At 51.8% G+C, this 5663-nt stretch carries 7 protein-coding genes and 2 tRNA genes; 6 read left to right on the top strand and 3 right to left on the bottom strand.

From position 1 onward, the window contains the following. Nucleotides 1-15 precede the first annotated feature (15 nt). Both B152_RS26640 and B152_RS0113000 read left to right on the top strand, forming a co-directional pair. The gene (locus tag B152_RS26640; protein WP_083921885.1) at nt 16-144 is read left to right on the top strand and encodes a hypothetical protein; all 129 of its coding nucleotides are present in this window, start codon (nt 16-18) and stop codon (nt 142-144) included. Between the two features lie 258 nt (nt 145-402). Further along, nucleotides 403-621, top strand: a complete 219-nt coding sequence (locus B152_RS0113000) for a hypothetical protein (RefSeq protein WP_020592861.1) — start codon at nt 403-405, stop codon at nt 619-621. Nucleotides 622-849: 228 nt separating this feature from the next. Here B152_RS0113000 and ald read toward each other — a convergent pair whose 3' ends face one another. After that, nucleotides 850-1968 carry an alanine dehydrogenase gene (ald, locus tag B152_RS0112995; protein ID WP_020592860.1) on the bottom strand — a complete coding sequence of 373 codons (1119 nt, stop codon included), beginning with the start codon at nt 1966-1968 and terminating at the stop codon, nt 850-852. A gap of 492 nt (nt 1969-2460) precedes the next feature. Here ald and B152_RS0112985 point away from each other — a divergent pair, with 492 nt between their 5' ends. Continuing rightward, complete coding sequence (locus B152_RS0112985) at nt 2461-3021, top strand: cupin domain-containing protein (RefSeq protein ID WP_020592858.1); 561 nt, start codon at nt 2461-2463, stop codon at nt 3019-3021. Between the two features lie 111 nt (nt 3022-3132). Here the strand turns inward: B152_RS0112985 and B152_RS0112980 are convergent, their stop codons facing one another. Together B152_RS0112980 and rlmB are read right to left on the bottom strand one after the other, a co-directional pair. Continuing rightward, entirely contained in the window at nt 3133-3747 is a 615-nt protein-coding gene (locus tag B152_RS0112980) for a TetR/AcrR family transcriptional regulator (RefSeq protein WP_020592857.1), read from the bottom strand. 256 nt (nt 3748-4003) lie between these two features. Then, nucleotides 4004-4867 (bottom strand): 23S rRNA (guanosine(2251)-2'-O)-methyltransferase RlmB, encoded by an 864-nt coding sequence (gene rlmB / locus B152_RS23655; RefSeq protein WP_020592856.1) that lies wholly within the window; start codon nt 4865-4867, stop codon nt 4004-4006. Between the two features lie 218 nt (nt 4868-5085). Between rlmB and B152_RS0112970 the strand changes: the two genes are divergently transcribed. The 3 genes from B152_RS0112970 to B152_RS23650 all read left to right on the top strand — a co-directional run. Next, nucleotides 5086-5170 (top strand) — tRNA-Tyr (locus tag B152_RS0112970). Nucleotides 5171-5209: 39 nt separating this feature from the next. Then, a tRNA-Gly gene (locus tag B152_RS0112965) sits at nt 5210-5283 on the top strand. Between the two features lie 96 nt (nt 5284-5379). Beyond that, nucleotides 5380-5663: GTP-binding protein (locus B152_RS23650; RefSeq protein ID WP_033406102.1), on the top strand; the 284-nt coding region annotated here is incomplete at its 3' end.

Genomic DNA, 5663 nt, shown 5'->3' with positions numbered 1-5663 from the left:
GCAATCTTTGGATCGATGAAGCGGCTCTGGGGAATGGGCCGCTCCCGCTTTATGGGGCTGGCTCGAACCCATGTACACTTTACACTCGCAGCTATCGGATGGAATTTAAATAAGGGCGAAAGGTTTCGAAAAGCCTATGGGTAAAGCGACTAAACAACCCAAAATGATCTCTTTGTGACAACGAATAATGTGTAAAGCCTTTGCTCGAAGCCAAAAGCATTACACATTATTCGTAAATTACTCAGATAAAGACGTTTTGCTGAGGTCTCTTATAGTTAATGAAGAGTAAAAAAATTCATCACAGGAATGCCTCAGCTTTGTCCCCCCCATGCTACAACCCGAAATTTTTCCTGCGGGTATGATGTTTCTGTAATCACGAGACAATTATCAAGGAAGCTGGTTATGGGATATTCTTCTTTATACCTGGATGGCAAACCGCTCTTCTCCACCGGGGGGATTGATCTGAGCACCGCAGCGCGCAGATCCCAGTCAGACGAGCCGGAACGCTTACGCCTGACTGCTGGCGACCTGCTTGATCATGACGGTGATTCCATTCCCCTGCTGGATGCGGGCGAACTGGGTGATCTTCTAAGTGGCGATCTCTCCTTCAGCCTTGCCTGAAAATGTGAGGCGGTGACTGAAAACAGAATGAGCAGGTGTTTCTGCGACGCTGGTTTGTGATCGTGATAAGCTTTCTGTGATTGATACTGTAAATGGAAAAGGCAGCTCTGAGAGCTGCCTTTTCCATTTACAGAACTATTGATATTTCAAGCAGATCAAAATCTAGTGCGTGAAGAGGCCAGTTGGCTTTATCTTCACGCACCAGATGAATATCGGCTTTCAGATATCCTAGAGGCCAAGTGCCTGACGGGCAGGAACGTATTCCAGACCGTGGGCTTCGGCGACAGGCGCGCAGGTGATCTTGCCGAAAGCAACGTTCAGGCCTTCGAGCAGGTGCGGGTTATCGCCCAGGGCTTTTTTGTAACCCTTGTTGGCCAGAGCCAGGGTAAAGGGCAGGGTGGCGTTGTTCAGGGCAATGGTCGAAGTCCGGGCAACGGCACCGGGCATGTTCGCGACACAGTAGTGAATGATGCCGTCAACCTCATAGGTCGGGTCCTGATGGGTTGTGGCGTGCGAGGTCTCAAAGCAGCCGCCCTGATCAATCGCGATATCAACCAGAACGGAACCTGGTCGCATTTTCCCGATCAGCTCACGGGTTACCAGTTTCGGTGCGGAAGCGCCGGGGACCAGCACGGCACCGATCACAAGATCAGCATCGGAGACATATTTTTCAATCGATTCAACTGTTGAATAAATTGCGTTGAGACGGTTGCCGTAAAGAGTGTTGAGTTCATCGATCCGGGTGAGGGAACGATCAAGAACGGTCACGTCTGCTTCGAGACCCATGGCCATACGTGCGGCGTGGGTTCCGGAAACACCTCCACCGATGATCACGACCTTGCCAGGGGCAACACCGGGAACGCCGCCGAGCAGCACACCAGAGCCGTTCTGGGCTTTGTGCAGGCAGCTGGCACCGACGTGAACAGACATACGGCCAGCAACTTCGGACATAGGGCGCAGCAATGGCAGACCGCCACGGGCATCGGTTACGGTTTCATAAGCAACGGCAACACAGCCGGATTTGACCAGGCCATGTGTTTGCTTGGCATCCGGAGCAAGGTGCAGGTAAGTGAAGAGAAGCTGGCCCTGACGCAGCTGGGTATATTCACTTTCCTGTGGTTCCTTGACCTTGACGATCATGTCCGCAGAAGCAAAAATTTCAGCCGCTGTAGCAGCGATTGTCGCGCCGGCGGCTTCATAATCCGCATCATAAAAACCGATACCATTGCCAGCATTGGTCTCAACCACAACCTGATGACCATTGTGAACCAGTTCACGTACGGACCCCGGGACAAGCCCGACACGATACTCGTGGTTCTTGATCTCCTTGGGAACACCAATCAACATTTTCTTTATTCCTTATCTGTCGCCTTTGGCCACTCTTGTTCACTTGTTCCCTGCAGGGGGAGGTGAGCGGCATTCTTTTCATCAATGGCGTGGTGCCGTTTTTTCCGGTTCACCACACCGCTTTTCTACACGGAAGTATTACAAGTAATCTCCGGCAGCTTAATCCAGGCCCTTGGGGACTTTCTGGATTGTATCAAAATCTGGTCGATCCGGCCCGCTTGCCTACAGGGCCAGAACGGGGTGCAACTCGGTCAGGGCAAGGTCCTCCACAGAGGTATGTCGGGACAATCAAAGTTGCTGTTTCAAAGATAGACAACTTATGTCCGCCGCCCGTTTTTTCGTGTCTCACCATGTTTCTGTCACGGCATGCTTTGTTACATGCTCTGGAAAAGATCATACATGATTAAGAAAATAGGCAATAGCCCCTTTTTTATGCCTGAAATACAGTTTATGTGTTAATAATGTTAATAATAATAAGCAAACAGGTGCGCAATGCTTGAAGATGACGATTTTGATCTTGGTTTACGCCTTCGGGCCCTGCGACAGATGAACGGTTTGTCGCAGCGGGAGCTGGCAAAACGGGCTGGAGTCTCCAACGCGGTAATTTCCCTGATTGAGCAGAACAAGAGCAGTCCTTCGATTGGGGTGCTGAAAAAGGTTCTCGCCGGAATTCCCATATCTGTTTCGGCCTTTTTTTCCGAGGAGCTGACGCCAAGAGAAAAGGTGTTCTACAGAGCTGAGGAAATGGTCGAGATTGGCAGCGGGAATATTTCCTATCGCCAGATCGGCCGGGATTTGAGCAACAAGGCTTTGCAGATTTTGCTCGAAAAGCTCAAGCCTGGGGCTGACACAGGGGAAACTCTGCTGCGTCACGAATCAGAAGAGGCCGGAATAGTTGTCCGTGGTGAAATCGAGCTGACAGTCGGAGACCAACGCAAGATCCTGCGTGAAGGGGATGGTTTCTATTTTGACAGCCGTATTCCGCACCGCTGGCGCAACCCGGGAACGGTTGAGGCTGTCATCGTTTCTGCCTGTACACCGCCGACTTTCTAGGAAGTTCGACAGCGTTGCGACTGAACGATACAAAACAGGGAAGCAGACGGGTGGCTTCCCTGTTTTGTATGGCGACACGATTGCCAGTGTTGTCTGTAACGAGTGCTGATCTCAGCTTTCGGTCAGCATGAAGTCAATCTGGGCCAAAACGTTTTCTTCAAGCCTGATAGCCTGTTTTTTGGTGAATACACCGGTTTTCAACGAAGCAAAGGCAATGTTGACCAGAATGATGCCCAAGCGGTTGGCAATGAATTCTTCTCGGGCAATGGTTTTGAAAAGCCCATCCTGTCTTCCGCGTTCAAGCATGACGCTCAAGCGCTCGTAATAGGGATAGAGAATCGCTTCATTGGCATTGAGGGCATCAATCCCCTGCGGGGCGGCGAAGTCTGCGAGCAGAACAAGCACATGTGCCCGGTTGGTGGTATAGCGTCGCACCATCAAGCGGGTATGTTCCCGCAGGGCTTCGCGCGGCGGCAGGTTTTCTATCTTGTCGAAGTCAGCTACAATACCTTCACAGATACGTTTGCCAATTTCGATCAGAACGGCGCTTCGCCCGGCAAAATGGGCATAGAGAGACGGCAGCTGGATGCCAATTTCCTTGGTGACATCCTTTAGCTTGAGGCCTTCGACCCCGTGGGTTGAGATAAGCTGCTCGGCAACCTTGACAATAAGGTCGCGGGTGCTGAGGGAGCTCGAGAGGTATTTATTGCGTTTTGGTGGTGGCATTTTGGGACTTTTTGCTAGGTGTTATTCTTATTGGGGACGGTATGTTTTTTGAGCTGCACCTGTTCTTGCAGCCATTCCGGCTTTTATTTACCCTAACTCAATTAGGTAGGAAAAGGCAAACTCCTTAAAGTGGCGAGCTTCCCTTGCTCTGGATTTACAAGCCTGTTCCCGGCCTGCTCTGGTTGCCTTTGCTGTTTTGCTCTGCTGCCTTGTCTGTAAATAGAGGGGCAAGGCAGCAGAGGAGGGGAGGCGGTATTTATTTGCCGCGGGCGGTTTCATAGAGCGCGACTGCCGCCGCGCTGGATACGTTTAAGACGCCAAAGGCATCCTGGGTTGGCAGGCTGACCAGCATATCGCAATGCTCACGGGTGAGGCGGCGCATGCCGGTGCCTTCGGCTCCCATGATCAGGGCGATCTTGCCGTTCTCGGGCAGGGCTTCAGCCAGAGTCTTTTCGCCTTCTCCGGCCAGACCATAACACCAGAAGCCAGCCTCCTTGATCTGTTCCAGAGCACGAACCAGATTCGACACAGCAACATAGGGAACCACTTCAAGTGCTCCCGAGGCGGTTTTGGCCAGTGCCCCGGTGGGCTGGGCAGAATTACGATCTGTTGTAATTACGGCACGCGCACCAAAGGCTGCGGCAGAACGCAAGATAGCACCGACGTTTTGCGGATCCGTTACCTGGTCAAGGACCAGCAGGACGGTACGCCCTTTATGTATATACTCCCAATCTTCCTTCCCCTGTTTGCCATCAGCAATCTCTTCCTGGGCGATTTCAGAAAGAACATCTTCAATGAAGACCTCTTCCAGGGCAGAGGCGAGGCAGGCGACACCCTGGTGGACGGCACCGGGTGGCAGCAGTTCGATAAGATCGGCGTTTCCGGCAACGTCCGGTGTGACTTTGCGTTCAGTTTGGCGTTCTATTTCAGAGAGTTCCGATTCCAGTCGTGCCAGAGTCTCATGCGTGATGACGAATCGTTTTATCTGCCGTTGCGGATTCCCGAGGGCAGCAAGAACAGCATGAATGCCATAGAGCCATAAATTTCCTGCTCCGGCATTATCGCGTTTGCCTGAACGGTTCATAGGGGACTTTTTTCGCAGTTTTTTGGGCTTTGCCATGACAGTCGAGTGCTCCTGGGTTTCTCTTTGAGGGACTATATGACAGCAAGCGGGGAATAAAAAAATAGCTATGATGATATTTTTCTCGATCTTGTTGTTGACATGCGTCTGGAAATGAACATATTTCGCATCATCGTCGCGCACCGAACTGCTCGGTTGCTGAGGTCTCCAAGGGTACTTACCCAAGTTACTTACGGAGAGCGGCGCGGATAATAATTGGTGGGGTGCCCGAGTGGCTAAAGGGGGCGGACTGTAAATCCGCTGGCTAAGCCTACGTTGGTTCGAATCCAACCCCCACCACCATCCGCCTTCAGCACAAACGGTTCATGTGAGGCGTAATGTGCGGGTGTAGCTTAGTGGTAAAGCCCTAGCCTTCCAAGCTAGTTATGAGGGTTCGATTCCCTCCACCCGCTCCAAATTTTTCACGAAGCTCGCATCCTCAGAGTGCGGGCTTTTTATGTATGTTGGACCTGAGGACGCGTTGTCGTCCACCAGAACTGGAATTAGACGAGATGGCTAAGGAAAAGTTTGAGCGGACGAAACCGCATTGTAACGTTGGAACGATTGGTCACGTTGACCACGGTAAGACGACCCTGACCGCAGCGATTACGAAAGTATTGGCTGAAGCAGCAGGCAAGACCGGTGTTAAGTTTGAAGACATCGACAAGGCCCCAGAAGAGCGTGCACGTGGTATCACGATTTCGACTGCTCACGTTGAGTACGAGACAGACGGACGTCACTATGCGCACGTTGATTGCCCAGGCCACGCTGATTATGTAAAGAACATGATCACTGG

Source organism: Kiloniella laminariae DSM 19542 (assembly GCF_000374005.1).
Taxonomy (GTDB): Bacteria; Pseudomonadota; Alphaproteobacteria; order Kiloniellales; family Kiloniellaceae; genus Kiloniella; species Kiloniella laminariae.
The sequence above is the reverse complement of the archived record's forward strand: the minus strand, read 5'-3'. Positions and strand labels throughout refer to the sequence as shown.